The sequence below is a fragment of the Saccharopolyspora ipomoeae genome, from assembly GCF_029952525.1.
GTDB classification, from domain to species: domain Bacteria; phylum Actinomycetota; class Actinomycetes; order Mycobacteriales; family Pseudonocardiaceae; genus Saccharopolyspora; species Saccharopolyspora ipomoeae.
The window spans coordinates 144,883-171,346 of record NZ_JASAOF010000004.1 but is presented as its reverse complement, the minus strand read 5'-3'; the positions used below and the strand labels follow the sequence as shown (position 1 = coordinate 171,346).

Here is a 26,464-nt window from a genome sequence, read left to right as displayed (position 1 = left end):
GGAAAGGCCACGTCGGGCGAAGGGCGGGACGGCGTATGTGGGAGCATGACCGGGCCATGAGTGACCAGCACGTGTACCGCGCCGACCTGCGGATCGACGTCGATGCGATCCGCCACAACGTCCGGGTTCTCGCGGGCCGTGCCGCCGACTCGGGCGCGCGCACGATGGTGATCGTGAAGTCCGACGGCTACGGCCACGGAGCCCTGACCGTCGCGCGCGCCGCGCTGGAGGCCGGGGCCGACCGGCTCGGAGTCGCCGCGCTCGGCGAGGCGTTGCAGCTGCGCGAGGGCGGCATCACCGCGCCGGTGCTGTGCTGGCTGTTCACCGAGGGCGACGAGTTCGGCCCGGCCATCGCCGCCGACATCGAGCTCTCCGCGTCCTCGCAGGCCACGCTGGCCCGCATCGTCGCCGCCGCAACGGCGCAGGACCGCGTCGCGCGGGTCCACCTCAAGATCGACACCGGGCTGGCGCGCAGCGGCTGCCCCGCCGACCTGTGGCCCGCGCTGGTCGAGGCCGCCGCGAAGGCCGAGGCCGCCGGGCGCATCCGGGTCGAGGCCGTCTGGTCGCACCTGGCCTGCGCCGACGAGCCCGGCCACCCGTCGATCGACATGCAGGCCGAGCGCTTCGCCCGCGCCTACGAGCAGGCGCGGGCCGCCGGGCTGGACCCGATCCGGCACCTCGCCAACTCCGCCGCCGTGCTCACCCGCCCCGACCTGCACTTCGAGCTGGTCCGCCCGGGCATCGCCGTCTACGGGCTCGACCCCGTGCCGCAGGCCGGTGATCACGACCTGCGCCCGGCCATGACCTTCCGCTCCTCGGTCTCCCTGACCAAGCGCGTCCCCGCAGGTGAGAGCGTCTCCTACGGCCACTCGTGGACCGCGCGGAAGGCCACCAACCTGGCGCTGGTGCCGGTCGGCTACGCCGACGGCGTGCCGCGCAGCCTGTCCGGCCGGATGGACGTGTGGCTGGCCGGGAGGCGCAGGCCGGTGCGCGGCCGGGTGTGCATGGACCAGCTGGTCGTGGACTGCGGCGACGACGAGGTCCGCGAAGGCGACGAGGTGATCGTCTTCGGTCCCGGGGACCGGGGCGAGCCGACCGCCGCCGAGTGGGCCGACGAGCTCGGCACCATCCACTACGAGATCGTCACCGGCATGTTCCGGCCGCGCGTGACGCGGACGGTCGTGAACTCCGAAGCGGAGGGGACATGACCGGAAAGCGTCATTTCGCCCAGGATTCGGTGACGGTGGTGGGGCGCACCGCACACAGAGCTGGGCAATCGGCACCGCGCTCTGTAACGATCTTCACGTTCCGCCGCTGGAGCCGACTGGAGGCGACGTGAAACCGGTGTGGCAGGCGTTGGCCTGGACGAGCGGGGTGATCGGAGCCGCGGTCACCGGCGCCGCCGTCGGTGCGGCCGCGCACAGCACGCGCGCCGCCGTGCAGCGCAAGGGCGACGAGGCGTTCGTCGAGGAACCCCTCGGCAGGCTGCGCCCGGACCGGCAGTCCACCGTCGCCGCCGACGACGGCGTCCCGCTGTCGGTGCAGGAGATCGGCCCGGCCTCCGGTGGCGAGCCCGCGCTGACCGTCGTGCTCGTGCACGGTTTCGCGCTGGACTCCCGGTGCTGGCACTTCCAGCGCCGCGACCTGCCCGGACTGCTCGGCCCCAAGGTGCGGCTGGTGCAGTACGACCAGCGCAGCCACGGGCGCTCCGGCCACTCCAGCAAGAAGAACAGCACCATCGACCAGCTCGGCCGCGACCTCGACGCCGTCCTGCGCGCCGCCGCCCCGCGCGGCCCGATCGCGCTGGTCGGGCACTCGATGGGCGGCATGACGATCATGGCGCTGGCCGAGCAGAACCCGAAGCTGTTCGCCGACCGGGTCCGCGCGGTGGCCCTCATCGGCACCTCCGCCGGTCAGCTCGGCGAAGCCGGGCTGCCGCGCACCTGGCTGTCCCGCGCCAACCCCGTCCCGCGCGGCCTCGCGCTGCTGTCCGAGCTCAACCCGGGCCTGGTCGAGCGCACCCGCAAGATGGGCGACCGGCTGGCGTGGAGCATCATCCGCGCGCTGTCGTTCGGGGACCGCAAGGTGTCCCCGGCGGTGGTGGACCTGATGGCCGAGATGATCGGCGCCACCTCCGTCGAGGTCGTCACCGACTTCCTGGAGACGATCAGCCTGCACGATCGCAAGAAGGCCCTGGCCGCGCTCAACACCTGCGAGGTGCTGGTGCTCAGCGGCGACGTCGACAAGCTCACGCCGTTCTCCCCGCACGCCGAGGTGCTGGCCGGTGAGCTGCCGGACGCGACGCTGGTGAAGGTCGAGGGCGCCGGGCACCCGGTGATGCTGGAACGCCCCGAGCTGGTCACCAACGAGATCGTGGCTATGCTGCGGCGCGCCACCGGGATGAAGTTCAAGAAGGGGACCGGGAGTTGAGCGCCGCGCTGAAGACCGTGGAACTGCCGCAGGAAACCGACACCCTGGAGTTCGGCCGACGGCTGGGCGCCGCGCTGCGCGCCGGCGACCTGCTGCTGCTCGACGGACCGCTGGGTGCCGGGAAGACCGTGCTGACCCGCGGCATCGCGGCGGGCATGGGTGTGACCGGCCGGATCACCTCGCCTACGTTCGTGATCGCCCGGGTGCACCACCCGGAGACCGACGGGCCGTCGCTGGTGCACGTCGACGCCTACCGGCTCGGCGGGCTGGAGGAGATCGACGACCTCGACCTGGACACCGACCTCACCGACGCCGTCGTGGTGGTGGAGTGGGGCGAGGGCCTGGCCGACCAGCTCTCCGACACGCACCTGATGCTGCGGCTGCGCCGCAGGCAGGACGACGTCCGCGAGCTCACCCTGGAGCCGCACGGCGAGGGCTGGCCGGAACGGCTCGGCGAGCTCAGCGGGTGACGGAGTTCCTGGCCGGGTTCCCCGGTCTGCTCGCGCTGGCGGTCGCGGCGGCGGTGCTGTTCGCCGAGTCCGGGCTGCTCATCGGGGTCTTCCTGCCCGGGTCGGGCACGGTCCTGGCGCTGGGCTGGCTGGCCGGGCACGGCGCCCTGCCGGTGTGGGCGGCGGCGCTCGGCGCCTCGGCGGCCACGGTCCTCGGCTGCCAGCACGGCTTCTACCGGGGCTCCCACCCCGGCGCGCTGAACCGGCGCCTGGTCGAGCGGGTGGGCGAGGCCCGCGTGAAGCGCGTCGAATCCGCCCTGGACGGGCGGGCCGGGCGCACCGCCGCGATCTCCCAGTGCTTCGCCGTCGTGCGCACCCTCGTCCCGCGCCTGGCGGCCCGCTCGGGCATGTCCCACGTGCGCTTCACGGCCTGCAACACCCCGGTCGGCCTCCTCTGGGGAACGGGCCTGACCCTCCTCGGCGCCTACTCGGGCGACGCCTACGACCACGTCCGCACCACTGTCGGCCTCCTCGGCCTCCCGGTCCTGGCCCTGGCCGCGGTCGTCGTCGCGCTGCTCTGGTGGTCCCGCCGTCGCCGCGATTTCAACGGAAGTCGGGTCTCCGATCTCAATGGGAATCAGGAACCCGACTTCCATTGAAATCGGGAGCAACCCGTCGGCGAGGTGGCTTCGCGGTCGGCGGGTGCGGGAGGGGGCCGCTGGTCAGGCGGTGGCGCTGAGCTCCGTGGAGAGGGATCGGGCGAGGCGTTGCATGACGGGGATGATCTCGTCGGTGGCGATGCGGGTCATGCGGCCTTCCGGGCCCGAGATGGAGATGCCCGCGCCGGCCGGGGCGCCGGGGACCGCGACCGCGTAGCAGCGGACGCCGACCTCCTGCTCGCCGTCGTCGACGGCGTAGCCCTGCTCTCGGATGCGACCCAGCTCCTCGTGCATCGCCTCGACGTCGGTGATGGTCCGCTCGGTCTGCGGGTTCATCGCCGTGCGCGAGAGCAGCTGGGTGACTTCGTCGGCGGGCATGGTGGCCATGACGGCCTTGCCGACGGCGGTGGCGTGGGCGTCGACCCGGCGGCCGACCTCGGTGAACATCCGCATCGAGTGCGGTGAGGGGACCTGGGCGACGTAGACGATCTGCGTGCCGTCGAGGACGGCCATGTTCGCCGACTCGCCGGTGACCTCCGTCAGCTCCGCCAGGTACGGCCGCGCCCAGGAGCCCAGCGCGCGGCTGGCGGTCTCGCCGAGCCGGATCAGCCGCGGGCCCAGCGCGTACCGCCGCGAAGGCTGCTGACGGGCATACCCGCTGTTCACCAAGGTCCTGATGATGCGGTGGATGGTCGGCAGCGGCAGTCCGGACTTGTCGGCCAGCTCGGACAGGGCGACCTCGCCGCCGGCATCGGCCATCAGCTCCAGGAGCTCGAAGGTGCGCTCGACCGACTGCACCCCTCCGCCCTGGTTCGCCCGCCGTGGGCCAGTGGTCATCGCAGAACTCCCTCTTGTGGATCCAGCCGAAGTCTAGTTCGTGGCGCGTGCGCAAGCTCATGTTGCTTTTGACGCTATGTGGAAACTAACATCCACGATGCAGAATTTCATGTGGATGTTCTCCGCTTGTGACGGCCCTGCTCGCGGGTGCGCGCCGGCTCGTCACGCGGCAAGGTGAGCCCTCAGCCACCGTCTGAAATCCGGCAGCAGAAAGAGGTGGACGATTCATGTCCGAAACGGCAGGGGTGAAGGTCCTCGGCGGCGCCGTCGAGCGCGGCGACGAGATCCTCACCGCCGAGGCGCTGCAGTTCGTGGCCGGTCTGCAGCGCGCCTTCGGTGCTCGGCGCGATGAGCTGCTCGAACGCCGCAAGCAGCGTCGCGCGGAAGCCGCCGAGAAGGGTCGCCTCGACTTCCTCGAGGAGACCAAGCACATCCGCGAGGGTGACTGGCAGGTCGCCGCGCCGCCGGCCGACATCGCCGACCGCCGCGTGGAGATCACCGGCCCGACCGACCGCAAGATGGCCATCAACGCGCTGAACTCCGGCGCGAAGGTCTGGCTGGCCGACCTCGAAGACGCCAACACCCCGCACTGGGACAACGTCGTCTCCGGTCAGGTCAACCTCTTCGACCTGGTCCGCAAGCAGATCGAGCTGCACGTCCCGGGCGGCAAGTCCTACACCCTGCGCGACGACGTCACCCACGCCGTCCCGCTGGTGCGCCCGCGCGGCTGGCACTTCGACGAGAAGCACATCGAGGTCGACGGCAAGCCGGTCGTGGCCGCGCTGGTCGACTTCGGCCTGCACTTCTTCCACAACGCCCAGGAGCTCATCAACCGCGGCAGCGGCCCGTACTTCTACCTGCCGAAGATGGAGAGCCACCTCGAGGCGCGGCTGTGGAACGACGTGTTCACCCACGCGCAGAAGGAGCTGGGCATCCCGCACGGCTCGGTGCGCGCCACGGTGCTGATCGAGACCTACCCGGCCGCGTTCGAGATGGAGGAGATCCTCTACGAGCTGCGCGACCACTCCGCGGGCCTCAACGCCGGTCGCTGGGACTACCTGTTCAGCGTCATCAAGACCTTCCGCGACTCCGACAAGTACATCCTGCCGGACCGCAACGCGGTGACCATGACCGCGCCGTTCATGCGCGCCTACACCGAGCTGCTGGTGAGCACCTGCCACAAGCGCGGTGCGTTCGCCATCGGCGGCATGGCCGCGTTCATCCCGACCAAGGACGACTCCAACGCCGCGGCGATGGAGAAGGTCCACGCCGACAAGAAGCGCGAGGCCGGCGACGGCTTCGACGGTTCCTGGGTGGCGCACCCGGGCCTGGTGCCGATCTGCTTCGAGGAGTTCGACGCGGTCCTGGGCGACAAGCCGAACCAGATCGACCGCAAGCGCGACGACGTCACCGTCACCGCCGACCAGCTGCTCGCGGTGTCGGAGACCCCCGGTGAGAAGACCATCGAGGGCGTGCGCGGCGCGGTGGACGTCGGTGTCCGCTACATCGTGTCCTGGCTGGGCGGCAACGGCGCCGCGGCGATCCACAACCTGATGGAGGACGCCGCGACCGCCGAGATCTCGCGTTCGCAGCTCTGGCAGTGGCTGCACAACAGCGTGAAGCTGGCCGACGGTCAGACCGTGACGCTGGAGCTGGTCCGGCAGACGCTGGCGGACGCGGAGAAGGCGCTGCGCGCGGAGCCCGGGTTCCCGACGGAGAACCTCTCCCGCGCCGTGGAGCTGTTCGAGCAGGTGGCGGTGGCCGACGAGTTCGTCGACTTCCTGACGCTGCCCGCGTACGAGCAGATCGACTGAGTTGTCATCGCGGGGGTACCGGGCGCACCGGTGCCCCCGCTTTGTCTCTAGGGAGGGTGCAAGTGGCTGAAACCTCGTTGGATTCCGCGGAAGTCGCCCGGCGGCTCGCTCGTTTATCCACTGTGGACGAGCACATGGCGCGGACCTACCCGGGTGCTCGTTCCGACCGGCAACCCGTGCACACCTGCTACGTCCCCGCCGACAAGGTCGGGGCGACCGTGCTGCGGGACTGGGCCGATCAGGCGCTGGCGGTGCTCGACGAGCACGCCGCCACACCCTCGAGACTGGCCGAGATCCTCGGCCTGACCTCGGCGATCGCCGAAGCCGTGCACCCCAGGATCCGCGCGAAGCTGGCCGGTTCCCCGGTGCAGGACCTGCGGATCGACTTCGAGGACGGGTACCTCGCCGACGCCGAGGACGACGACGCCGTGCGCACCGCCGCGGTCGTGGCCGACTGGCTGCGAGACGGCGTGGCACCGGCGAACTTCGGGCTCCGCGTGAAGTCCTACGACACGCCCGAGCTGCGCGAGCGCTCGGTGCGGACGCTGGACCTGTTCCTGACCGCGCTGCTGGCGCGCACCGGCGGCGTGCCCGACGGGTTCGTGCTGACCTTCCCGAAGGTCGTCGACGTCGCGCAGGTCGAGGTGTTCGTGGAGATCCTCGGGTTGCTGGAGCAGCGGTTCGAGCTCGACGAGGGCGCGCTGCGCTTCGAGATCCAGGTCGAGACCACGCAGTCCATCGTGGACTCCGAGGGTCGCTTCGCGCTGCCGCGCTTCCTGCGCGCCGGGGCCGGGCGGGTGACCGGCCTGCACTTCGGGACCTACGACTACACCGCGTCCTGCGGGCTCACCGCCGCGCACCAGCACCTCGCGCACCGCGCCTGCGACTACGCGCGGCACGCCATGCAGGTGGCAGCGGCCGGCACCGGCGTGTTCCTGTCCGACGGCTCGACCAACGTGCTTCCCGTCGGCGACCGGGTCGTCCACGGCTGGCAGACCCACTACGGGCTGGTGCGGCGTTCCCTGGAGCACGGGTTCTACCAGGGCTGGGACCTGCACCCGGCCCAGCTCGTGACCCGCTACGCGGCGGTGTTCGCGGCGTTCCGCGACTCGGCTCCGGCCGAGGCGGCCCGCCTCGCGGCCTACACCGGCACCGGGTCCGCCGAGGTCCTCGACGAACCCGCCACGGCCCGCGCCCTGGCGGCCTCCTTCGTCCGCGCCCTCGACAACGGCGCCACCGACGCCGACGAGGTCAAGGCCCTCACCGGCCTCCCGGAACCGGACCTCCGCGCCCTCGGCCGCCTCTGACCCCACTCCCGACACCCCGGACCACCCCGGACCAGGTCGAGAACCATCGGATTCGTCGCGCGAAAACCGCTGTTTTCGCGCGACGAAAACCGGGGTTTTCGATCGGGTGAACGCCGGGTTTTTGTCTCGGGTTGGGTGCGGGGGCGTGTGGGGTTGGGATTTCGCGGGGGTGCGGGTCCATGCTCTTGGGCTGTACGAGCTGTTGGGCATCCGGGAGTGGTCGTGGCGGGCGTTGGTCTCGCGACGGTGCGGTGTTCCTGGGCCGCAGCACCGCCTAGGAAGGGATATGCCGTGACCAGCACAGTTCTGGCGGGGAGCAGCACGCGCGTCGGTGGCCGGGAGACGAACCAGGACTCCTCGCTCGTGGCCGAGGGGCTGTTCGCCGTGGCGGACGGGATCGGGGGCTACTCCCAGGGCGACGTCGCGAGCCGGCTCGCGCTGGACGCGCTGGAGCAGGCCTTCGCCGAGGACCGCACGACCTCCGGACTGCTGGAGGCGGTGCGGCGGGCCAACGAGGTGGTGTGGGAGCGCGCGAACAGAGACGGCACGTCGATGGGGACCACCGTCGTCGCGCTGGCCATGACCGAGGACGCCGGAGCGGTGGCGCTCAACGTCGGCGACTCCCGGCTCTACCGGCTGCGCGACGGGAACTTGGAGCAGCTCACCGATGACCACACGGTCCCGGCCGAGCTGCTGCGCGCGCACCGGGTCACCGACGACGAGGCCCGCAACCACCAGTACCGGCACGTGCTGACCAGGGCCATCGGCGTCGGGCCCGAGGTGGAGGTCGACCACGCCGAGGTGCCGGTCGAGCCCGGCGACCGCGTCCTGCTGTGCACCGACGGGCTCTACAACGCCCAAACCCCCGAGGAACTCGCCGCGCTGCTGGGCACCGACGCCGAACCGCAGCAGATCTGCGACGCGCTCGTCGAAGCCGCCCTCGACCACGACGCCGACGACAACGTCACCGCCGTGGTCGTCGACATCCGCTAGGTCGTCACAGCCGCCGCAGTCCTTCGAGGACGCGCTGCATCAGCGCGTGGTCCGGCACCGGGCCGCCGCCTCCGGCGGTGTCGTGGGCGGTGACCGCGTCCGAGTCGGCCATGTCGGAGATGAGCACGCGCGCGACGCCCACCGGGATCGACAGCGTCGCCGAGATCTCGGCCACCGACCGGGGCGCCGCGCACAACCCGGCGATCGTCCGCCACTCCGGCGGGCGGTCGTCGAGCGGGCAGCGGCCGGTCGCGGAGATCAGCGCCTCCAGCGGCAGCGACCGGCGCGCCCGGGTGCGACCGGCGGTGTGCGCGTACGGGCGGATCAGCGAGGCGGGCGGTTCGTCCCACTCGGTCTCCGGGAGGGGCCGGAGCGGGACGGGCCTGGCCTCGATCAGCTCGGTGGGTTCGGACCCCGGTTCCGGTGGTGGCGGAACCGGTTGCAGCGCTTCGGTTTCCACGGGCTCGCGGGCTCGCTCGGCCTCGCGCTTCCAGCGTCTGCGCAGCGACGGGGAGCCGAACCGGGCACCCGAGAGCTCGGTGATCGAGTCGTCCTCGTCGGGCGGGAGCAGGTCCTCCTCCGACTCGGCCCCCTCCCACGTCTCGCGCATCGCGGCCGAGCCGAACCGCGCGCCCGTCCGGCCGACCACGCGCTTCCTGCTCATCGCATGCTCCCCAGAACGCCCGAGCTCCCCAGAACGCGGAGGGTGTTCACGTCATTCCTCCTCGTGATCGCGAAATCCGACAGCCCTCGAAAATACGGACGTCGAGGCCGGGGGTCGTGACGCACGCGTTCCGGTCATGTGCACAGCGTGTTACGCGGCGAGCCGGGCACACTGCTCGCAGACGTCACGCGAAGGGATCGGACATGGAGAAGGACGTGCTCGACAGGCTCAAGGGCCACCTCGGCGACCACCAGATCTTCGGGGAGCCCGTGCGGCAGGGCGACACCACGCTCGTCCCCGTCGGCGAGGTGCAGCTCGCCGGGGGTTGGGGTGGCCGCGACGACGAGTCGGGAGGTGGCGGAGCGGTGCGCGGCCGGGCGCTGGGCGCGTTCTCCATCAGGGCCGACGGGACGGTCTCCTGGCACCCGGCCGTGAGCGTCAACAAGATCGTCTGGGGTGGCCAGCTCGCTCTCGCGACCGCCGTCGTGGCGAGCGCGATCGCCTTCCGCCGCCGCTAGGTCCCCACGGATCGGGGGTCCACGCCGGAGAACTCGACGAGCCGGGCGGAGACCTCGGCGATGCTCGGGCGCGACTTCGGGTCCGGCGTCAGGCAGGCGTCGACGGTGCGCGAGAGGATCGCGGGGAGCCTCCGGTGGGTGCGCAGCGGGGCCGCCTGCTCGTCGCGCTGCGGGTAGTGCCTGCTGCCGCCCGCGGTGCGTTCCCGGTGCGAGGCCGACGCCCACGGCGTGGTGCCCGACAACGCCTCGTAGAGCGTCACTCCCAGCCCCCACACGTCGGCGGCGGGTGACATCCGCTCGCCCCGGGCCTGCTCCGGGGAGAGGTAGTCGAAAGTGCCCGCCGAGCTCTTCTCGCCGATCCGGCACACCAGGCTCAGGTCCAGCAGCACCGCGCGGCCGCCGATCTCCACCACGTTCGACGGTTTCACGTCCAGGTGCGCCCAGCCGTGCCCGTGCAGGTAGCCGAGCACCGAGCACAGCTGGATGCCCAGCACCGCCGCGTCGGCGGGCCGGAGCTTGCCCAGCGCGCTGATCAGGTAGCTCAGCGTGTGCCCGGGCAACGTCTCGGTGATCACCACCGGACGCTCGGGTTCGTTGCTGCGCACGATCTCGTAGCCGCGCACCAGGTGCGGGTGGGTGAGCTGGGTGAGCAGCACGCCCTCGTTGCGCAGCCACGCGATCGCGCGCTCATCGCCGGCGCGCTCGGGGCGGATCGTCTTGGCGATGCAGCGGCAGGACCGCTGCTCGCTCCAGACGTCGTAGACGTCGAGGCGGCTGCCGCGCCGCAGGTGGTCGACGACGTGGTAGCCGGAGGCCAGGGAATCGCCGGGCGCCAGCGGCGCTCCGGGCGTTCCCCAGTCCTGCTCCGGTTCTCCGTAGTAGTAGGACGAGGTCACCGAATCGATCAGCACAGCGGAGATCAGCTGTGGCTGCGGTGGCGACGGCGGTGGTCGCTGCTGTCCCGGCGACGCCGGTGGTCGTCGCTGCTGTCCCGTCGGTAGCGGCGGTGGTCGCTGCTGTCGCGACGACGGCGGTGGTCGTCGCTGCTGTCGTGGCGCCGTCGGCGGTGGTCGCTGCTGCCGCGCGAATGATGCTGCTTCGCGGGGGACACCATGTTGAACAGCTTGGAAAGGTCCACTGCACGCTCCCGGGGGATTTCATGATCATTCGGGCCACTCGGGGGCAACCCATCGGACCATTCTTCCGTAGATCGAGTGGCTCATGCGACCGATTTCGAATGAAAAGCGCTTCGCGCAGCGAATGAAAAGCCGCGGCTGGTAATAGCGAGAGCTACTACCAGCCGCGGCTTCCGGGGGGAGCGGAGGTCAGCCCTGGTAGGCGACCGCGGCCGCGGCGTCGACGACGCCGTAGCCGTAGACGGGGTTGTAGACCCCGCGCAGACCGACGACCGGGGTCCGCGCCGTGTGGATCAGCGCGTCCTCGACGTCGGCGGCGTCCCGTCCCTGCGCACCGAGCAGCGCCGCGACACCGGCGACCTGCGGGGCGGCCATCGACGTGCCCGCGAGCGCGTCGTAGTCGGCCTGCCCGCACTCCGGCCTGCCCGCCCCGCGCGGGACGGTGGACCAGACGTCGGCGTCGCAGTCGCCGAGCGAGGACCCGCCCGGGGCCGAGACGGCCCGCAGGTTGAGCTTGACGCCGAGGTTGGAGTAGACGGCGTGCATCTCGTCGGCGTCGGTGGCCGCCACGCACAGCGCGCCCTGCTCCCAGGACGGGGTGTCGCACAGCGGCGAGGTCTCGTTGCCGGCCGAGGCCACCACGACCGCGCCCTTGTCGCGGGCGTAGGCGATGGCGTCCTTGGTGGCCGACTGCAGGCCGAGCAGGGTCAGCACCTGGATGCCCGGCTGGGCGCCCAGGCTCAGGTTGATCACGTTCGCCCCGTGGTCGGCGGCGTAGCGCACGCCCGCCCCGATCTCCTCGAACGTGCCCGTACCGTTCTCCAGCGCCTTGATCGGCATGATCTCGGCGTCCGGGGCGACACCCGCGCCGCCGACTCCGTTGCCCGCGGCCGCAGCCGCGATGCCCGCGACGTGCGTGCCGTGGACGTCGGTCTCCTGGCCGACGCCGTCGGTGCCGGTCCAGTCGCCGTTGCCGCAGGGTGCCGGGGCTCCGCCGCAGGAGAAGGTGGCGCCCGGGACGAGCTTCCCGGCGAACTCGGGGTGCCCGAGGTCCACGCCGGTGTCGACCACCGCGATGGTCTGGCCGGATCCCGTGCTCGTCGCCCATGCCTCGGGGGCGTGCAGCTGCTGCAGGCCCCACTGCTTGTCGATCATCGGGTCACCGGCGGCGGCGCCGGCGCTCGCTGGGGTGGCCACCAGTGATAAGCCGACCAGGCTCGTGGTGATCAGGCTCCGCATCCGCATACGAGTTCCTTGGGGTTGGCGCGGCATTTGGAGGATCAACGAGCCCGGTCGGCGATGGTTTCCCGCGCAACTGTGAATGGCTCCGTTCACGAGCCGATATTCATGCGCGTGGAGCAATGCGGACTGTGAACATCTCAGTTAAGTGACGGCAAAAACCGTGCGGCACCCGGCATTTCCGGCGCTAGGCCAACTCGGTCTTCTTCTGTCGTTGGGAGAACAGCAGGTTCAGCAGCAGGGCGGCGATGCAGCCGGTGCTGATGCCGGAGTCGAGGACGGTCTGCAGCGCTGCGGGGAAGTGCTCGTAGAAGGACGGCGCCACGACCGGGATCAGGCCGAGCCCGAGGGCTCCGGCGACGATGAGCCCGTTGCGCGGGTCGTCGAGACCGGCCGTGCTCAGGGTGCGGATGCCGCTGGTGGCGACCGATCCGAACAGCACCAGCGCGGCGCCGCCGAGCACCGGCTGCGGCACCAGCGAGACGACCGCGCCCGCCACCGGGAACAGCCCCAGCAGCACCAGCACGCCGCCGCCGGTGGCGACCACGAAGCGGCTGCGCACGCCGGTCAGCGCGACCAGGCCGATGTTCTGCGCGAAGGCGCTGCAGGTGAAACCGCCGAACAGGGCGGAGATCGCGCTGCCCGCGCCGTCGGCGCGCAGGCCCGCGGCGATGGTCTTCTCGTCGGCGGGCCGGTCCACGATCTCGCCGAGCGCGATCATGTCGGCGGTGCTCTCCATCATCGCCACGAGCATCACGATGCAGATGGACAGCGTCGCGGTGAGGCTGAAGGCGGGGGCGCCGAGCTCGAACGGCATCGGCAGGTTGAACAGCGGGGCGGATTCGAAGGTGCTGGTGTCGATCAGACCCATCGGCCAGGCGATCAGGGTGCCCGCGAGCAGGCCGATGAGCAGTGCGATCCGGTTGAGGAACCCGGTGAGGAAGCGGTTGAACAGCAGCACCAGCACGAACGTGATGGCGCCGAGCAGGATCTTCTGGGGTGCGGCGTAGTCGGGGGCGTCGCTGTCCTGACCGGCGATCCACTTGATCGCCACCGGCATCAGCGAGAGCCCGATGAGGGTGATCACGGTGCCGTTGACCACCGGCGGGAAGAACCGCACGAGCCGGGAGAAGAACGGTGCCGCCACGAAGGCGAGCACACCGGCGATGAGCACCGATCCGTAGACCACCGACAGCGGGTTGGCCGACCCGCTCTGCTGGGCGACGATCGCGAGGATCGGCGCCACGGACCCGAACGTCACACCGTTGACGAACGGCATCCGGGCGCCGATCTTCCACACGCCCAGGGCTTGCAGCGCCGTGGCGATGCCCGCGGTGAACAGGCTGGCGCCGATGAGCAACGTCATCTGCAACGGGGGGAGGCCGATGGCCTCGCCGACGATCAGCGGTGGTGCCACCACTCCCGCGTACATCGCCGCGACGTGCTGCACGCCGAAGGCGATGAGTCGTGTCGGTGGTAGTACCTCGTCGACCGGGTGCACTGCGCTTCCGGTGTCGGTTCTGGCCATGCTCTAGCTCCCAAGCCCGCCGGTTCTTGAATTCACGTCACTATCGGCACTAGCTGTTCTTTCCGGGTTTTCGTTGTGTTGCAACGCAATTACGATCCACAGTGGACTTTTGGGCACGGCGGACCGGGCGTCCCATTCGGAACGCCTTGGTTACCAAGGTGTTTCATGGCTCGTGAGCGTGGTGCGAGCGCAAGCGGCGGAGCCGCGAGGTGCAGATCCCACCCTCGCAACTTGCACCGCCGCGGGTTCTCAGACGTTGTCTGGCGAGTACGCCGCGACGCCGTGCATTGGCATGCATCAGGAGTGGCGCACGGAGTCCAGACGGCGTCTGAGGTTCCGCTACCTGCACCGCTGCGCAAGACGAGCCGGTCCAGTGGAGGAGTCTCAGAACTCCGCGAGGGAGTACCAGGCCATCGGGGCGTCTTCGACGTCGTCGCGGCGGACGGTGCCCTCGATGAGGCCGTAAGGGCGGTCCGCGGCGAAGAAGACCTCGTTGTCGTTCTCCAGGCCGAAGGGGGAGAGGTCGACGAGGAAGTGGTGCTTGTTGGGCAGCGAGAGCCGGACCTCGGCCAGCTCGGGGTGCTTCTCCAGCGCGGCCTTGCCCATCTCGTAGAGGCTCTGCTGCAGCGCGAGGCTGTGCGTGGTGGCGAAGGCCTCCAGCATCGTCGCGCGGATCGACTCGAAGCTCTTGCCCCAGTCGACGTCGGTGCTCAGGTAGCGCCAGCGAGCGGTGACAGCGGTGGCCAGGATGCGGTCGTTGGTCTCGGCCAGCGTCGTGTACTGGTCCTTCGGGTAGCCCCAGAACTCCGATCCGGTGGACTTGAGCACCACCAGGTCCTTCATGCCCGAGACCACGTGCGCCCGGTCGCCGTCGATGGTGACCGCGGTGGTGCGCTTCTCGTCGTTGGCGCGGGAGAAGGAGTGGTCGTGGCCGGTGCCCTCGACCGGGATCCGCTGCCAGTTGTACTCGTCGATGAGGATGCGGGCGCCGGTGATGCCGTCGGCGGTGGACACGAAGTGCTTGCCCAGCCGCAGCGCGAAGTCCTCGATCTCGCCGATCGGCTCCTGCTTGGCGAAGGCGTAGACGGTGTTCTTCTGGGTGTCGGTCGGCAGGCAGTTCCCGTTGTCGCCGGTCAGGTGCACCGCGTCGAGGTCACCGCGCAGCGCGCTGCTGACGTTGAGGTCCTTGATGGAGTGCCGCGGCGTCGAGCGGTCCACGGTGACGATGCGGACCTCGGCCTTGCCGTACTGGTTCGGGCCCATGGAGATGCCCATGATTCAGCTCCCTCGGTAGGTGGAGTAGGCGAACGGGCTCAGCAGCAGTGGAACGTGGTGGTGCTGCTCGGGATCGGTGATCCGGAAGGTGATCGCCACCTCCGGGTAGAAGGTCGCGGTACCCCGCTGGTCGAAGTACTCGCCGGTGTTGAAGGTCAGCCGGTAGTCGCCCGCGTCGAGGCGGTCGGGGCCGAGGTCGCGGCAGCGGCCGTCGGCGTCGGTCCGGCCGGTGGCCGCCGGAGTCCCGTCGGGCAGGGGTTTCCCGTCGGCGGTCTCCAGCCGGACGGCGACGCCGGTCGCCGGCTTGCCCTGGGCGGCGTCGAGGACGTGGGTGGTCACAGCGCTCATGCTTCGATCTCTTTCGCCAGCCGCAGCGCGGCGATCTTGCGGAGTTCGGAGTCGACGATGCGCAGCTCGTCGGCCGGGGTGTTGTCGAGTCTGGAGCGCAGGATCTCCAGGAGCTCCTCCCCGCTGCGGCCGCTGGCGCACACCAGGTAGACGTGGCCGAAGCGCTCCTCGTACTCCAGGTTGGCGGCCCGCAGCTCCTCGGCGAGGTCGTCGCCGACCGCGGCCTGCTCGCTGCGGGAGAACTCGGCGCTGCGGCCGGTGTCCTTCGGGCGCTCCCCGATCCGGGGGTGCGCGGCCAGGGCCTGGTGGATCTCGGAGTCGGTGAGTCCGGGGGCGGCGACGTCGGCGGCCTTGAGCACGGCTTCGGCGTCGGCGAAGGGGCGCGCGTCGGCGACGTCGGCCGCCCATCGGGTGATGTCCAGGCAGCTCAGCAGCCTGTCGATGAGATCGGCTCGGGACGAGTCGTTGAGCCGTTGCACACCGGTGGTCGTAGCCATGCGCTTCTCCGCTGAAGTGGTTCACATGCCGGCTGGATGGTCCCGGGCGAACCCGGTGACCGCAGTGCCGGTCCGGTGCGCAAAAAGCTACGACTGGCCTGACGGGGTGTCAACAGTTTGTTGAAAAACCCAGGTTAACGATGATGCGGAAGTGAACTCCAGGTGCGCGAGGTCAGCCCTCGGACTGCTCCCGGTTCAAGTAGTTGTAGACCGTGAAGCGGCTGACGCCGAGCGCCTTGGCGACCGATTCGACGGACTTGCGCATGTTGAACGCGCCGCGCTCCTCCAGCAGCCGGACCGCCTTCTGCTTCTCCGGGCGGGGCAGGTCCGGCAGCTTGGCGCCGAGCTCGGTCTCCACCGCGCGGATCATCCGGTCCAGGGCGCTGGTGAGCTCCTGCCCGGGCACCCGCACGGCCACGGCCGGGGAACCTTCCCAGTGGAGCACGATGTCGCCGGGTTCCCGCTGGTCGACGGGTACGGCGGTGCCGCCGATCTGTTCCAGCAGCGGGGCGATCGCGTGAGCCAGCGGATGCATCGCGACCAGCCTAGACCTGGTCGCCGTCGGCGGTGACCTGCAGGGTGATCCGGCTCGCCCCCGCCGCCAGCGCCTTGTCCAGCACCTCCGCCAGCGCGGGCAGCAACCGCTCGCGGTCCGCGGTGATCGCCGTGCCCAGCGGACCGAAGTCCGGATCCAGGCCCGCGGCGAGCAGGCAGTCGCGGGCGGCCAGCGCGTGCGCCGGCGGCTCGCCTTCCCCCTCGAACGGTTCCGTGGTGAACTCTGCGCGCAGCATCATGACCGACCTCCCTGTCGAGACGGTAGCGTCCGGTCGCCGACACGACCCACACGGGAAGCCGATGAGAACGGACCGATTCGACGTCAACCTGTCGATCCTGTTCACCGAGTTCGATCTGCTCGAACGCCCCGCCGCCGCCAAGGCCGCGGGGTTCGAGGAGGTCGAGTTCTGGTGGCCCTTCGACACGCCCGTGCCCGCCGAGTCCGAGGTCGAGGAGTTCATCCGCGCCATCGACGACGCGGGCGTGTCGCTGGTAGGACTGAACTTCTTCGGCGGCGACCTGGCCGCCGGTGAGCGCGGAGTGCTGTCCGATCCCGACCGGGCCGGGCAGTTCGCGGCCAACATCGACGTGCTCTGCGAGATCGGCGAGCGGCTCGGCTGCCGCGCCTTCAACGCGCTCTACGGGAACCGGATCGACGGGGTGGATCCGCGCGCCCAGGACGAGATCGCGACCGAGAGCCTGGTGCGCGCCGCGCGCAGCGTCGCCCGGATCGGCGGTACCGTGCTCATCGAGCCGGTCAGCGGGATCCCGGCGCATCCGCTGCGGACCGCCGCCGACGGGCTCGCCGTCGTCGACCGGGTGCGCGAGGCCGGCGGGGTGGACGACGTCCACCTGCTGTTCGACCTGTACCACCTGGTCACCAACGGGGACGATCCGGACGCGGTGCTCGACGAGCGCCCGGAGGCGATCGGGCACGTGCAGATCGCCGACTCGCCGGGACGCGGCGAACCCGGCACCGGATCGATCGATTTCGACCACTACTTCACCAGGCTCGACGAGGTCGGCTACACCGGCCACATCGGACTCGAGTACCGACCCAGCGGCGCCAGCACCGAATCCTTCGGCTGGATCTCGCGCTGAACCAAGGAGGACGCAGTTGCCCGGTCCCGTTCTCATCGCACCGGACAAGTTCAAGGGAACGCTCACCGCGCCGGAGGTCGCCGAGGCCGTCGCGGCCGGGCTGCGCGCCGAGCGCCCGGACGTGGAGGTCCGGCTCGCGCCCGTCGCCGACGGCGGCGACGGCACCGTGGAAGCCGCGCTGGCGGCCGGGTACTCCCGGATGACGGTGCCGGTGAGCGGCCCGACCGGGTACCCGGTCGACACCGAGATCGCCTACGACGGCGAGACGGCCGTGGTCGAGCTCGCCTCCGCTTCCGGCCTGGCGCTGCTGGACCCCGACGACCTCGACGCGCTCGGCGCCTCCAGCGACGGCACCGGGGAGGCGCTGCTGGCCGCGCTCAGCACCGGCGCCCGGCGCATCGTGCTCGGCGTCGGCGGCAGCGCCTGCACCGACGGCGGGGCCGGTCTGCTCACCGTGCTCGGCGCGAGAATCCTGGACACCAACGGGAACCCGGTCGCGCCCGGCGGCGGGCCGCTGGCCAACGTCGGCGAGATCGACCTGTCCGGGCTCGACCCGCGGCTGGGCGAGGTGGAGCTGATCCTCGCGTCCGATGTGAACAACCCGCTCACCGGCCCGAACGGCGCGGCCCACGTCTACGGCCCGCAGAAGGGCGCCAACCCCGAGCAGGTCGAGCTGCTGGACGCGGCGCTGGGCAAGTACGCGCAGGTCATGAAGGCCGCAGGCGGCCGGGACGTCGCCGATCAGCCGGGCGCGGGCGCCGCCGGGGGCGTGGGCTACGCCGCGCTGGCGGCGCTGGGCGCGACGATGCGGCCGGGCGTGGACGTGGTGCTGGACCTGGTGGACTTCGACCGCCACCTCGACGGGGCGGGACTGGTCATCACCGGTGAGGGCGCGCTCGACGAGCAGACCCTGCACGGCAAGGCCCCGGCCGGTGTCGCGGCCCGCGCGATCGCGGCCGGCATCCCGGTCGTGGCCATCGCGGGTCGCTGCGACCTCACCCCGGAACGCCTCGCGGAGGCGGGCATCGACGCCGCCCACGCCCTCCTCGACGTCGAACCGGACCCGCAGCGCTGCATGGCCGACCCGGCCCCCATCCTCACCACCCTCGCCGCGAAGCTCGCGAAGGCCCACCTGTAGAGACGACGAACGTCCCCCTTCCCGAATCTTTCGGGAAGGGGGACGTTCTCCGAGATCAGTCCTCGTCCTGGGCGCCCCGGGGTATCAGGGCTACCACGACGAGGAGCAGGATCACGATCACCGTGCCGCCGCCGACGGCCAGCCAGAAGGTGTAGCCGTTGCCGTCGGACTGGCCCGGCGGGGCCGGGGCCACGTTGAGGTAGTAGCCGCCCTCGGTGGTGTGCCCGTCGTCGAAGGTGGTCGTGTACTTCACCGTGTGCAGGCCCGGTTTCAACGCCTCCATGCGGACGGTCACGTGGTTGCCGTCCACCTCCGCCTCACCCGAGACGAGGTTCGACCCGGAGGGGTTCTTCACCTCGACATGAGGCGGCTTCGACGCGTCCAGCGCGCCCGCGAAGTCCATCTCGATCCGATCCACCCCGGCCTGGGCGGTCTCGCCCGGGCCGGGCTGGGCCGAGTTGAGCCCGCTGTGCGCGAGCGCGGTGCCCGCGCTCAGGTTCAGCAGGGCCAGCAGCGCGGTCAGGACCGCGCCGAGGGCGGGTCTCAGAAGTCGGCGCATGCGATGCGGTTGTCGGAGAACTCGGCCGGGTGCACCACGAGCGACTTCGCGGCGTCGGCCCGCTTGTCGTTCTCGGCGGTCATGAAGCCCTTGCCGCTCGCGTCGGCGGTGAAGGCCAGGTGGATCTCGTTCGGCGGCGTCTCGGGACCGGCGGGGTCGAACTTGAGGTGACCGCCGCCGTTCTCCTCCGCGCACGGCTTGGCGTGCACGTGGGCCATGTACTCGCCGTTGGGCTGCAGACCGGTCATCTCCAGCGTCACGGTCGTGCCGCCCTGGTGCAGCGCCAGCCACGCGGTGCCCTGGGCCTGGTCGAGCCCCGGCGGGCGGGTGGGCAGCAGCTGGAACGGGTTGCTGCGCAGCTGCGCTCCCGCCACGTCCTTGGCCGGGGTGGCGTTGGGGTCACCCATGTTCATCTGCATGCCGCCACCGGCCTGCTCTCCACCGGAGTGCTGCATGTGCGCGCTGTGGTCCTCGGCGGGAGCCCCGCCGCTGCACGCCGACAGCGCGGCGCAGGCGACGACCAGTCCGGCGGCGTAAGACTTGCGAAGTGTCAATGCCCTCATCAACTTCTCTGTGGACTCGTTCGGGAAGCCGTGACGGTGCCAACGATCGTTGGCAGTGGACGGTTTTAGCCATAATTGTCCGGACGAAACGGACATTGATCATGGGTGATTATGGCTAAAACCGTCCGCGGTCTCCCCGGTCCCACCGCGAGCCCGGGGAGACCCCGGCACGGCTCACATGTTCTCGGCAGCCTGCTTGATGGCCTGGCGGATCCGGCCGTAGGTGCCGCAGCGGCAGACGTTCTCGATCTTGTCGATGTCCGCGTCGGTGACGTCGTCGCCCTTCTCGTTGAGCAGCGCGACGGCGGTCATGATCTGACCCGGCTGGCAGAAGCCGCACTGGGCGACGTCGCGATCCAGCCACGCCTGCTGCACCGGGTGCAGCTCATCTCCGTCGGCCAGGCCCTCGATCGTGGTGATCTCGGTGCCGTCGGCGTCTTCGGCCTTGACCATGCAGGTCTGGACCTCTTCGTCGTCCTGCAGGCAGGTGCAGGCCCTGCAGACGCCGACGCCGCAGCCGTACTTGGGGCCGGTGATGCGCAGCTGATCGCGCAGCACCCACAGCAGGGGCATCTCCGCCGGGACGTCGACCTCGACGTCCTTGCCGTTGACGGTGAACTCGTACTTGGGCATGTCGCTCGGGAACTCCTCGAAGGATCAGGCCGGAATCAGAAGTTGATCGGGAAGCTGCGCGGCTGAGTGCCGGTCGCACGCGCGTAGGCGCAGGCGATCGCGCCACCGCACACCGGAACGCCCAGCTCGCCCACGCCGCCCGGTTCGTCGGTGGTGGCGGGCATGACGTGGATCTGCAGCTCCGGCGGGGTGTTGCCCTGGCGAGCCCAGTAGAAGTCGCCGTAGCTGCCCTCGCGCACCGCGCCGTTGTCGATGTGGATGCCGGCCTGCAGGATCGTCGAGATCGCGTCGGTCAGGCCGCCCATCATCTGGGCCTCGATGCCCTTCGGGTTCAGCGGCTGGCCGGCGTCGACGACGATCACGGCCTTGGTGACCCGCGGTTTCTTCGGGTCGGCGGCGTTGATCTCGACCAGGCAGGCCGCGACCGACTTGAACTCCTCGTGCATCGAGATGCCCTGGGCGTGGCCCTTGGGCATCCGGCGACCCCAGTTGCCCTCCTCCATGACCTTCTGGAGCACGGCCTTGGCGCGGTCGGTCTTGGCGTTGTCCAGCCGGAAGTTCGCCGGGTCGGAACCGGCCTTCTCCGCGATCTGGTCGACGACCAGGTCCTCGGCGACGCGGAAGGTGCCGGAGTGCACCGAGCGCCAGCTGCCGGTGTTGACGCCGTCGAGGTCGAGGTCGTGCAGCGAGATCGTGGTCGCGCCGAACTCGTAGGGCACCGACTGGGTCAGGTTGAAGTACAGCTGCGCGGCCGGGAGCTTGCCGATCCCGGACTCCACGGCGGTCGAGGTGATCAGGTCACCGAGGCCGTGGGTGAAGTCCGTTGCGACGCTGGCCATCTTGTGCGACCAGGAGCGGACCTTGCCCGCGCGGAAGGAGGCCTTCACGCGGTGGTGCGAGGCGGGACGCATCCGGCCGTGCCGGGTGTCGTCGTTGCGGGTCCACATCAGCTTGACGGGCTTGCCGATGGCCTTGGAGACCTCGGCGGCCTCGACCGCGGCGTCGTGGAACAGGTGGCGGCCGAAGGAACCTCCGGCTCGGGTGACGTGCACCTTCACGTCGAGGACGCCGATCTTCGCGGCGATGTCCTTCTGCGCGTCCTGCGGGGACTGGGCCGGGACCCAGACCTCGGCGCGGCCGTCCTTGACGTCGGCCACCGCGTAGTTGACCTCCATCGGCGCGTGGCTGACGAACGCGAAGTCGAAGCCCTCGTCGATCTCGTCGCCGTCGTCGTCGTTGACGGAGTCGTCGAGGCTGCCCGCCATGTCGGCGAGCTTGGCCTGGATGTCGGCCGAGGACATGTCGGTGATCGGGCCGGACTTCCAGGTGACCTGGAGCTTCTTGGCCAGCTCCATGGCCTGCCAGGTGTACTCGGCGCAGACCGCGACACCGCTGGAGATCTCGGCGGTGCCCTTGAAGCCGGAGACGTTGCGGATCGCCGAGTCGTCGAAGGACTCGACCTCGCCGCCCAGCGTCGGCGGGCGGACCACGACGGCCACCACCGAGTTCGGCAGCTTCATGTCGGAGACGTAGTGCGCCTTGCCGGTGACGATGGCCCGTCCGTCGGAACGGGTCATGCCCTTGCCGAGGACCTTGAACTCGGAGGCCTTCTTCGGCGTGGCCGGGACCGACGGGACGACGACCTTGGCCGCGTCCTTGGCCAGCTCGGCGAAGGTGGCCTTGCGGCCGCCCGGGCCGACGATGCCGCTGCCCTGGGCGGTCAGCGAGTTCGCCGACACGCTCCACTTCTTGGCGGCGGCGGTCATCAGCCGGGCGCGGGCCGTGGCGGCCATCTGGCGCAGCGGCTTCCAGAAGGTCCGCACCGACGACGAGGCCGCGGTGAACTGGTTGAACAGCAGCTCGGGGCGGGCGTCGGAGAGCTCGACGACGACGTCGGAGGTCCGGGCGCCGAGCTCCTCGGCCAGCAGCATCACGACGGCGGTGTTGAGGCCCTGGCCGACCTCGAGGCGCGGGAGTTCGAAGCGGACCTTGTTGTCCGCGGTGAACTCCAGCTTCATCAGCTCCATCGTCGGAGCGGTGGCGATCTCCATGATGTCGCCGAAGTCCATCAGCCCGGAGACCGGCGGGAGCGGGAGTTGCCCCGCGACCGGCCCGGCCGCGGCGGCGGCTTCGCCCTCGAGGACGAACTTGCCGGCGATCGTCAGCATCGGCGCCGCCGCGACGTAGGTGAGGAAGCGCCGGCGCCGCGTGCCGGAGGCCGGGGCGGCTTCCTCGTGATCGGTGGCGGGGTGAACCATCCAAACTCCTCTCGCGCGCCGGCACTCAATGGCCCGACCGGGGACCATTCACCGAGCGGAAAGGCGTGCCGACGTACTCAGAACAGACCAAGGCAGGACTTGTCCGACTGCAGGGCCGTCATAACCCCGCGCGATGCCGTGAGGGAGCATCGCGTTATCGAAAATTCATTTCCGGTAGCCAGGAGTAGTCACGTTGCGGCATTTGGCCGTGAATGTCACTTCCCGTGACCGGAACCTATTCGAAGATGACTTTCCGGGGTTGTGTTGACTTCCTCTGGGGTCGGGGGAAATGGTGCTTGAAAAGTCGGTGCGGCCGGCTTTTAGCCAGCCAACGTCGCGAGAGCCTACCTGACGGTAGAGAAGCCCCTGAATCGCCCTTTGGGCAGCGTTTCCGCTAGGCCGAATGGAGCAATTGCGCGTAGTTCCAGTCTATTTTGGTCGGGTGGCCAGCCAGCCGGAATCGGTGCAGAACGGGCGTCTGGTACCCGGGGAGTTCGGGATCAGTTCGGTCTCGATGGGATAAGTGGCAATGCAATTCAGCATTGCCGGGCGCGTCTGCTAATCTTCCCGCGCATCCTGCCCGACCAGCGTATATAACAATTGCGTCGATAGGTTCCACAAGCGCGTTGACCACGTATGACAGCGGTCCTAGGCTGCGTCGTCATCTGATGCGCCGATGGGTCCGAAATTTTTCGGCGCTCCCGCCGGGCCCGGCCGTTTCGAGGAGCCCGGGTCAGCGCGAGTTCTTCTTGCTGCGGCCAACCAACGGAGAAGGTTTGAGACGAGGTCCATGTCAACGCTGAAACGCCTCTTCGCCTCCGGCACGATCCAGGCGCGTCTGTTGGCCATCGCACTCGTTCCGAGTGTCGCGGCCCTGCTCGTCGGCGTCGGCTTGTCGGGGTACCTGATTTTCCAGGGCCTGAGCGTGCAGAACTACGTCGGCAGACTCGCCGACGCCAAGGACCCCTCAGCCCGTTTCGTCGCCAACCTGCAGGACGAGCGCCAGCTCAGCCTCGTCTACCTGAGCAACCACAACGAGCGGCGCAACCTCGACGACGTCCGCAAGAAGTTCGACGCCTCGGTGGCCGAGATGGACGGCGTGGCCCAGGAGTTCTCCCGTGGTGTGCCGAGCGAGGCGCGCGGCAACTTCGACGAGTTCCGCTCGCAGCTGGCCACCGTCAAGGAAGTGCGCAAGCAGATCGACGGCGGTCCGGCCGAGCTGGACGCGGTCTACAAGTTCTACAACGGGCTCTTCGACGCCTACAACATGAGCCTGCGGACCTACGTCCGGTACGCCCCGGACGCCCAGGTCTCCTACGAGACCTCGGTTTCCGCGGACCTCATGGACGCGGCCGACGCGATGGCCCGAGGTCACGCGCTGGCGCTGGGCCGCACCTCGGTCGGCATGACGCCGGCGCAGTACCACGAGTACGCGCACCAGATCGGCGCCTTCCACGACAACCTGAACTCGCTGACCCCCCGAATGACGCCGGTGGAGCAGCAGAACTACACCGGGCTGCAGAAGGGCTCGGCGTGGTTCCGCGTCGACGCCGTGCAGGACGCGATGGAGGTCGCCGGTGGCAAGGCGGCCGCGGGTGAGGTCATCCGCGTCCCGGTCAGCACCACCGACTGGATCAGCGCCTCGCACGACCTGGCGCAGGAGCTCAACGCGCTGTCCACCTCGCACTACCAGTACGCGCTGGACCTCGGTGGCGCGGTCGTCGACGAGACGCTGCTGACCTCGCTGATCACCGGCGCGATCATCGTGCTCATCGTCCTGATCGTGTTCCTGATCGCGCTGCGGCTGTCGAACCTGCTGGTGCGACGGCTCAACCGGCTGCGGAGCAAGACCCTGGCGCTGGCGCAGCAGGAGATGCCGTCGGTGGTGGCGCGGCTGCGGAACGGGAAGCAGGTCGACATCGAGCGCGAGGTGTCCTGGCTGCGCTTCGGTCACGACGAGATCGGTGAGGTCGCCGACGCCTTCAACGAGGCGCAGCGGACCGCGATCCGCGCGACCGTCGCCGAGGCCGAGACCCGGCAGGGCGTCCGCTCGGTGTTCCTCAACATCGCCCACCGCAGCCAGGTCATGGTCCACCGCCAGCTGCAGGTGCTGGACAAGGCCGAGCGCAAGCTGGAGGACCCGGACCAGCTGGAGCTGCTGTTCCAGCTCGACCACCTCGCCACCCAGTCCCGCCGGAACGCCGAGAACCTGATCATCCTCGGTGGTCAGCGGCCCGGCCGGCAGTGGCGCAACCCGGTTCTGCTGCACGACGTCGTGCAGGGCGCGGTCGCCGAGACCGAGCTCTACGCCCGGGTCGAGATCCAGCAGCTGCCGGAGATCTCGGTGCAGGGCCGCGCGGTCGCCGACCTCGTCCACCTGCTCGCCGAGCTGGTGGACAACGCGACCTCGTTCTCGCCGCCGGAATCGCACGTCGAGGTGCGCGGCAACGTGGTCGGCAAGGGCATCATCGTCGAGATCGAGGACCAGGGCATCGGCCTGGAGCCGGAGAAGCTCGACGAGCTGAACCAGATGCTGGCCAGCCCGCCGGACTTCGCGGTGATGGCGCTGTCCGAAGAGGCCCGGATGGGTCTGTTCGTGGTCGCCCAGCTCGCGGGCAGGCACGGCATCAAGGTCACCCTCCGCGACTCCGCCTACGGCGGCATCCGCGCGGTGGCGCTGATCCCGAACCACATCGTCGCCGAGCGCGGTCCGCAGACCGAGCGCCAGGACCGGGTCGAGACGAGCGGGCAGCAGCCCGTCGTCGCCGAACCCGAGTCCGAGCAGAGCGGGCAGCAGCCGCGCAAGCGCTGGATGGAGGGACGGCTCGACCCCGACGTCGCGCCGGACCCGATCGGGCCCGACAGCCCGATCACCCCGCACAACCCGGTCGGCCCCGACGCCGCCACCCAGCGCTGGACCCGCCCGGGCACCAACGGTTCCGGGCCGACCACCGGCGAGATCGGCGTGCCGCAGCAGAATCCGGCCGAGCACCGGAGGCCGGTGGCCCCTCAACAGCAGTCGTCGCAGCAGCAGTCGTCGCCGCAGCAGCGTCCGCCGGAACCGCCGCGCCAGCCCGAGTACCGGCCGCCGGAGATCCGTCCCGATCAGCAGCGACCGGCGACGGGACGGCGGATCACGCCCGAAGCTCCGGCGAACATGCCGGGGCTGTCGTCGAACATGCCCAACGCGTCTGGTGAAATCCTCCCGACGGAGGTAGTTGCGAATGGAACCAACGGCGCTGGTCCGCCGAAGAGCGGTACCACCGCCGGAGTTTCGGTGAACACGTCGGCGTCCAGCTCGGCCGACAAGCCGCCGCTCCCGCAGCGTCGGCGCGGTCAGAAGGCCAATCTCGCGGCGCCCCTGCGCGCCCAGATCGACCAGGGCCAGAAGACCGAATCCGCGCCGCAGCAACCTGCTCCGACCAGCGGTCCGCCGCGGACGCCGGACCGGTTCCGCAACAGCATGAACGCCTTCCAAACAGGCACCAAGCGAGCGCGCACCAACGATGCGAACAACGAGGCTGCGCGGCCAGGAGGAAACGAGGCATGACGCTGAAGGCTTACAGCAAGGAAGTTGACTGGCTGCTCAACGATCTCGTGCAGCGGTTGGCCGGCGCGGACAAGGCGGCGCTGCTGTCCTCCGACGGCCTGCTGCTGGGCAAGACCCCGCAGCTGGGCCAGGCCGACGCGGAGCACCTGGCCGCGGTCGCTTCCGGGTTCCAAAGCCTGTCGAAGGGGGCCGCGCTGCAGTTCAACGGCGGCGAGGTCTACCAGACCGTGGTGGAGATGGCGAACTGCTTCCTCATGGTCACCGCGGCCAGCGAGGGGGCGTGCCTGGCTCTGATCGCCGCGGCGGACGCCGACCTGGGCATGATCGCCTTCGAGGCCAACCGCATGGTGACCCGGGTGGGCAACTACCTCAGCTCCGCGCCCCGTGCCGCCGGTTCTCCGTTAGATGCGTGA

The 26,464-nt window shown here is 70.2% G+C and carries 27 protein-coding genes; 12 read left to right on the top strand and 15 right to left on the bottom strand.

Going from position 1 to position 26,464, the window contains the following annotated elements; all coding sequences use genetic code 11:
- Window positions 1-56 precede the first annotated feature (56 nt).
- The 4 genes from alr to QFW96_RS10185 all read left to right on the top strand — a co-directional run bounded on the left by alr (window position 57) and on the right by QFW96_RS10185 (window position 3,538).
- A complete protein-coding gene (gene alr, locus QFW96_RS10200) occupies window positions 57-1,208 on the top strand; it encodes an alanine racemase (protein WP_281455338.1) in 1,152 nt (383 codons plus the stop codon).
- 127 nt (window positions 1,209-1,335) lie between these two features.
- On the top strand, window positions 1,336-2,430 hold the full coding sequence (locus QFW96_RS10195; protein ID WP_281455337.1) for an alpha/beta fold hydrolase: 1,095 nt from the start codon (window positions 1,336-1,338) through the stop codon (window positions 2,428-2,430).
- Window positions 2,427-2,900 carry a tRNA (adenosine(37)-N6)-threonylcarbamoyltransferase complex ATPase subunit type 1 TsaE gene (tsaE, locus tag QFW96_RS10190; RefSeq protein WP_281455336.1) on the top strand — a complete coding sequence of 158 codons (474 nt, stop codon included), beginning with the start codon at window positions 2,427-2,429 and terminating at the stop codon, window positions 2,898-2,900. The genes QFW96_RS10195 and tsaE overlap by 4 nt, the downstream gene beginning before the upstream one ends.
- Window positions 2,897-3,538, top strand: a complete 642-nt coding sequence (locus QFW96_RS10185) for a DedA family protein (RefSeq protein WP_281455335.1) — start codon at window positions 2,897-2,899, stop codon at window positions 3,536-3,538. Before tsaE ends, QFW96_RS10185 begins: the two co-directional genes overlap by 4 nt.
- 63 nt (window positions 3,539-3,601) lie before the next feature.
- Here QFW96_RS10185 and QFW96_RS10180 read toward each other — a convergent pair whose 3' ends face one another.
- Window positions 3,602-4,375 carry an IclR family transcriptional regulator gene (locus QFW96_RS10180; protein ID WP_281455334.1) on the bottom strand — a complete coding sequence of 258 codons (774 nt, stop codon included), beginning with the start codon at window positions 4,373-4,375 and terminating at the stop codon, window positions 3,602-3,604.
- A gap of 227 nt (window positions 4,376-4,602) precedes the next feature.
- Here QFW96_RS10180 and aceB point away from each other — a divergent pair, with 227 nt between their 5' ends.
- The 3 genes from aceB to QFW96_RS10165 all read left to right on the top strand — a co-directional run bounded on the left by aceB (window position 4,603) and on the right by QFW96_RS10165 (window position 8,489).
- The gene (gene aceB, locus QFW96_RS10175; protein ID WP_281455333.1) at window positions 4,603-6,189 is read left to right on the top strand and encodes a malate synthase A; all 1,587 of its coding nucleotides are present in this window, start codon (window positions 4,603-4,605) and stop codon (window positions 6,187-6,189) included.
- 62 nt (window positions 6,190-6,251) lie between these two features.
- Window positions 6,252-7,496 (top strand): DUF6986 family protein, encoded by a 1,245-nt coding sequence (locus QFW96_RS10170; RefSeq protein ID WP_281455332.1) that lies wholly within the window; start codon window positions 6,252-6,254, stop codon window positions 7,494-7,496.
- Window positions 7,497-7,787: 291 nt separating this feature from the next.
- On the top strand, window positions 7,788-8,489 hold the full coding sequence (locus QFW96_RS10165) for a protein phosphatase 2C domain-containing protein (protein ID WP_281455331.1): 702 nt from the start codon (window positions 7,788-7,790) through the stop codon (window positions 8,487-8,489).
- 4 nt (window positions 8,490-8,493) lie between these two features.
- Here QFW96_RS10165 and QFW96_RS10160 read toward each other — a convergent pair whose 3' ends face one another.
- A complete protein-coding gene (locus QFW96_RS10160) occupies window positions 8,494-9,153 on the bottom strand; it encodes a DUF742 domain-containing protein (RefSeq protein WP_281455330.1) in 660 nt (219 codons plus the stop codon).
- Between the two features lie 203 nt (window positions 9,154-9,356).
- Here QFW96_RS10160 and QFW96_RS10155 point away from each other — a divergent pair, with 203 nt between their 5' ends.
- Window positions 9,357-9,671 (top strand): hypothetical protein, encoded by a 315-nt coding sequence (locus QFW96_RS10155; RefSeq protein WP_281455329.1) that lies wholly within the window; start codon window positions 9,357-9,359, stop codon window positions 9,669-9,671.
- Here QFW96_RS10155 and QFW96_RS10150 read toward each other — a convergent pair.
- From QFW96_RS10150 to QFW96_RS10110, 9 genes are all read right to left on the bottom strand, one after another.
- Entirely contained in the window at window positions 9,668-10,582 is a 915-nt protein-coding gene (locus QFW96_RS10150) for a serine/threonine-protein kinase (RefSeq protein ID WP_281455328.1), read from the bottom strand. The genes QFW96_RS10155 and QFW96_RS10150 overlap by 4 nt on opposite strands.
- 8 nt (window positions 10,583-10,590) lie before the next feature.
- Window positions 10,591-10,809 carry a hypothetical protein gene (locus QFW96_RS10145; protein WP_281455327.1) on the bottom strand — a complete coding sequence of 73 codons (219 nt, stop codon included), beginning with the start codon at window positions 10,807-10,809 and terminating at the stop codon, window positions 10,591-10,593.
- A gap of 187 nt (window positions 10,810-10,996) precedes the next feature.
- A complete protein-coding gene (locus tag QFW96_RS10140; RefSeq protein WP_281455326.1) occupies window positions 10,997-12,052 on the bottom strand; it encodes a S8 family serine peptidase in 1,056 nt (351 codons plus the stop codon).
- A gap of 181 nt (window positions 12,053-12,233) precedes the next feature.
- Window positions 12,234-13,574, bottom strand: a complete 1,341-nt coding sequence (locus QFW96_RS10135) for a nucleobase:cation symporter-2 family protein (RefSeq protein WP_281455325.1) — start codon at window positions 13,572-13,574, stop codon at window positions 12,234-12,236.
- A gap of 384 nt (window positions 13,575-13,958) precedes the next feature.
- Entirely contained in the window at window positions 13,959-14,849 is an 891-nt protein-coding gene (gene pucL / locus QFW96_RS10130) for a factor-independent urate hydroxylase (RefSeq protein WP_281455324.1), read from the bottom strand.
- A gap of 3 nt (window positions 14,850-14,852) precedes the next feature.
- Entirely contained in the window at window positions 14,853-15,197 is a 345-nt protein-coding gene (uraH, locus tag QFW96_RS10125) for a hydroxyisourate hydrolase (RefSeq protein ID WP_281455323.1), read from the bottom strand.
- Window positions 15,194-15,694 carry a 2-oxo-4-hydroxy-4-carboxy-5-ureidoimidazoline decarboxylase gene (gene uraD, locus QFW96_RS10120; RefSeq protein ID WP_281455322.1) on the bottom strand — a complete coding sequence of 167 codons (501 nt, stop codon included), beginning with the start codon at window positions 15,692-15,694 and terminating at the stop codon, window positions 15,194-15,196. The genes uraH and uraD overlap by 4 nt, the downstream gene beginning before the upstream one ends.
- Before the next feature lie 172 nt (window positions 15,695-15,866).
- Complete coding sequence (locus QFW96_RS10115) at window positions 15,867-16,229, bottom strand: helix-turn-helix domain-containing protein (RefSeq protein WP_281455321.1); 363 nt, start codon at window positions 16,227-16,229, stop codon at window positions 15,867-15,869.
- Between the two features lie 10 nt (window positions 16,230-16,239).
- Window positions 16,240-16,488 (bottom strand): hypothetical protein, encoded by a 249-nt coding sequence (locus tag QFW96_RS10110; protein ID WP_281455320.1) that lies wholly within the window; start codon window positions 16,486-16,488, stop codon window positions 16,240-16,242.
- A gap of 61 nt (window positions 16,489-16,549) precedes the next feature.
- Between QFW96_RS10110 and QFW96_RS10105 the strand changes: the two genes are divergently transcribed.
- Together QFW96_RS10105 and QFW96_RS10100 are read left to right on the top strand one after the other, a co-directional pair.
- The gene (locus QFW96_RS10105; RefSeq protein ID WP_281455319.1) at window positions 16,550-17,350 is read left to right on the top strand and encodes a hydroxypyruvate isomerase family protein; all 801 of its coding nucleotides are present in this window, start codon (window positions 16,550-16,552) and stop codon (window positions 17,348-17,350) included.
- A gap of 16 nt (window positions 17,351-17,366) precedes the next feature.
- The gene (locus QFW96_RS10100; RefSeq protein WP_281455318.1) at window positions 17,367-18,488 is read left to right on the top strand and encodes a glycerate kinase; all 1,122 of its coding nucleotides are present in this window, start codon (window positions 17,367-17,369) and stop codon (window positions 18,486-18,488) included.
- A gap of 55 nt (window positions 18,489-18,543) precedes the next feature.
- Here the strand turns inward: QFW96_RS10100 and QFW96_RS10095 are convergent, their stop codons facing one another.
- The 4 genes from QFW96_RS10095 to QFW96_RS10080 all read right to left on the bottom strand — a co-directional run bounded on the left by QFW96_RS10095 (window position 18,544) and on the right by QFW96_RS10080 (window position 22,501).
- Window positions 18,544-19,047: a copper resistance CopC family protein gene (locus QFW96_RS10095; RefSeq protein ID WP_281455317.1), complete on the bottom strand. Its 504-nt coding sequence runs from the start codon at window positions 19,045-19,047 to the stop codon at window positions 18,544-18,546.
- The gene (locus QFW96_RS10090) at window positions 19,032-19,601 is read right to left on the bottom strand and encodes a superoxide dismutase family protein (RefSeq protein ID WP_281455316.1); all 570 of its coding nucleotides are present in this window, start codon (window positions 19,599-19,601) and stop codon (window positions 19,032-19,034) included. The genes QFW96_RS10095 and QFW96_RS10090 overlap by 16 nt, the downstream gene beginning before the upstream one ends.
- Window positions 19,602-19,784: 183 nt before the next feature.
- Window positions 19,785-20,243 carry a (2Fe-2S)-binding protein gene (locus tag QFW96_RS10085; RefSeq protein WP_281453595.1) on the bottom strand — a complete coding sequence of 153 codons (459 nt, stop codon included), beginning with the start codon at window positions 20,241-20,243 and terminating at the stop codon, window positions 19,785-19,787.
- A 35-nt stretch (window positions 20,244-20,278) separates the two neighbouring features.
- Window positions 20,279-22,501: a xanthine dehydrogenase family protein molybdopterin-binding subunit gene (locus QFW96_RS10080; protein ID WP_281455315.1), complete on the bottom strand. Its 2,223-nt coding sequence runs from the start codon at window positions 22,499-22,501 to the stop codon at window positions 20,279-20,281.
- Between the two features lie 841 nt (window positions 22,502-23,342).
- Between QFW96_RS10080 and QFW96_RS10075 the strand changes: the two genes are divergently transcribed.
- Both QFW96_RS10075 and QFW96_RS10070 read left to right on the top strand, forming a co-directional pair.
- A complete protein-coding gene (locus QFW96_RS10075; protein ID WP_281455314.1) occupies window positions 23,343-26,051 on the top strand; it encodes a sensor histidine kinase in 2,709 nt (902 codons plus the stop codon).
- The gene (locus tag QFW96_RS10070) at window positions 26,048-26,464 is read left to right on the top strand and encodes a roadblock/LC7 domain-containing protein (RefSeq protein ID WP_281455313.1); all 417 of its coding nucleotides are present in this window, start codon (window positions 26,048-26,050) and stop codon (window positions 26,462-26,464) included. Before QFW96_RS10075 ends, QFW96_RS10070 begins: the two co-directional genes overlap by 4 nt.